The sequence below is a fragment of the Candidatus Pelagibacter communis genome (assembly GCF_001180205.1).
GTDB classification, from domain to species: domain Bacteria; phylum Pseudomonadota; class Alphaproteobacteria; order Pelagibacterales; family Pelagibacteraceae; genus Pelagibacter; species Pelagibacter ubique_O.
Genome location: NZ_CVSU01000074.1, coordinates 1 through 841, shown reverse-complemented (window position 1 = coordinate 841; position 841 = coordinate 1). Strand labels below are relative to the sequence as shown.

The following is an 841-nucleotide window of genomic DNA, read 5'->3' as shown; positions in this document are numbered from 1 at the left end:
AAATTTGGATCACCTAATATAGTTTCTTTAACTTTATAAGCTTGTTTTGTAACTTCTGCTTCAAGATGGAATCTTTCTGTACTATTTAATTTATAATTTTGAATATTCAGTTTTTCTAATAATTTCATCATAATCAATACTGTAACACCAGGACCATTGGGAGGGCATTGATGAATAAAATCACCCTTATAATTAGATTTGATTGTATCTGATCTTATTGTACTCTGTTTTGAAAAATCCTCAAAAGTATGTACACCACCTAATTCATTTAAAGTTTCAATTATATCTTTTGCAATTTCTCCTTCATAAAATTCCTTACTTCCTTTTTTGCTAATTGCTTCAAGTGTTTCTCCTAAAGCAATATTTTTCATTAATTCATTTTCTTGATAAGTACGACCATCTTTCAAAAAAATTTTTTTTGAATTTTCATTACCATTGATTTTATTCAAACTATTTTTCCAAGCATTTGATACGACTTTTGTAACTCTATGACCATTCTTTGCTATATCAATTGCACCTAAAAATAATTGTTCAAAATCTAGCTTACCAAACTCCTTATGAATTTTTTCCCAAGCATTAAGTGCACCAGGAATTGTGACTGAATGTGGACTAGTTAATCCAATTTTATCAATATTCCTATCCTTAAAAAAATTATAATTTAATTTTTCAGGCGCTAAACCTGATCCATTAAAAGACACAGCATCCTTGTTATCCATTTTAACTATTGCAAAACAGTCGCCACCAATACTCGTTGCATTAGGCTCTACTACAGATAAAACAATCGAGGAAGCGATTGAAGCATCCACTGCATTTCCACCTATTTTGAGTATTTTTAATGCTT

The 841-nt window shown here is 29.5% G+C and carries 1 protein-coding gene; it reads right to left on the bottom strand.

Going from position 1 to position 841, the window contains the following annotated elements; genetic code table 11:
- On the bottom strand, positions 1–841 hold an 841-nt coding region (locus tag AMO08_RS02890), incomplete at both ends, for a gamma-glutamyltransferase (protein ID WP_179850739.1).